Source organism: bacterium, from assembly GCA_030655055.1.
Classification (GTDB): domain Bacteria; phylum Edwardsbacteria; class AC1; order AC1; family EtOH8; genus UBA5202.
In genome coordinates, this window is sequence record JAURWH010000204.1 from 1 (window position 1) to 1,058 (window position 1,058).

General features: G+C 51.2%; 1 protein-coding gene. It reads left to right on the forward strand.

Annotated features, from left to right (window positions below; all coding sequences use genetic code 11):
• Positions 1-908 (forward strand): UDP-N-acetylglucosamine--N-acetylmuramyl-(pentapeptide) pyrophosphoryl-undecaprenol N-acetylglucosamine transferase (locus Q7U71_09560; protein MDO9392004.1); only part of this gene is annotated, 908 nt, incomplete at its 5' end.
• Between the last annotated feature and the right edge of the window lie 150 nt (positions 909-1,058).

Sequence of the window (1,058 nt, forward strand, 5' to 3'; positions counted from 1 at the left end):
TGGGAAAATCCCATTGGCAGAAGATGCATTTTCCCTTCAGTTTTATTATCGCCACCCTGCAGTCGCTCTTTTACATGATCACCGAAAGGCCGGATGCGGTCCTGGGAACCGGGGGATATGTCTCGGCCCCGCCGGTGCTGGCCGCCTGGATGCTCAGGATACCGTTGTCCCTGCTGGCGCTGGATGTGATGCCCAGCAAAGCCGTGAGATTCCTGTCCCGTTTTGCCGGCGAGATTTACGGCGGCTTCCCCGAATGCTCTCAGTACCTGGATAAAAATGCGAAAGTAATTTTTACCGGCAACCCCATCCGCCCCGAAATTGGGGAAATTTCAAAAGAACAGGGGATAAAAGAATTCGGCTTGGAACCGGGCAAAAAGACCATCCTGGTCTTCGGGGGCAGCCAGGGAGCCCACAGCATCAACCTGGCGGTGCTGGATTCCCTGGCTCACCTGGACCAGGCAGGACACCTGAAAGACATTCAGATTATCTTTCAAACCGGCCAAAAAGATCTTAGCCTGATTACGGAGAAGTGTCAAAGCTCAACAGCTTCGGTAAAAGTTCTGGCTTACATAGACAAGATGCCTTCTGCCATGGCGGCCGCCGACCTGGTCATCAGCCGGTCCGGGGCCGGGGTCTCGGAAACTCTGGCCTGCGGCCTGCCCTCGATCCTGATCCCCTTTCCCTACGCCGCCAGCAACCATCAGGAATACAACGCCCGCAGTCTGGAAAAATCCGGAGCCGCGGAGATGGTACTGGACCGGGAACTGACCGGACAGATCTTATCCCAGAAAATAACTGAGATCCTTTTCGACGGCAAAAAAAATAAGGCAATGTCCGAAGCTGCGAAAATTCTGGCCAGACCTGGGGCCGCCCGGGAAATAGCTGAAAGAATAGTTAAATTAGCGTAACTCTTTTGCCACCAAGCCACGAAGACACAAAAGGTATGTAATTTTTTTAATCATGTTAATCCTGTCAGAATAAAATCTTTGTGCCTTAGTGTTTTGGTGGCCAGAAATCCTACAAACTAACACAATAATCAAATGTTCGGAAAAATAAAA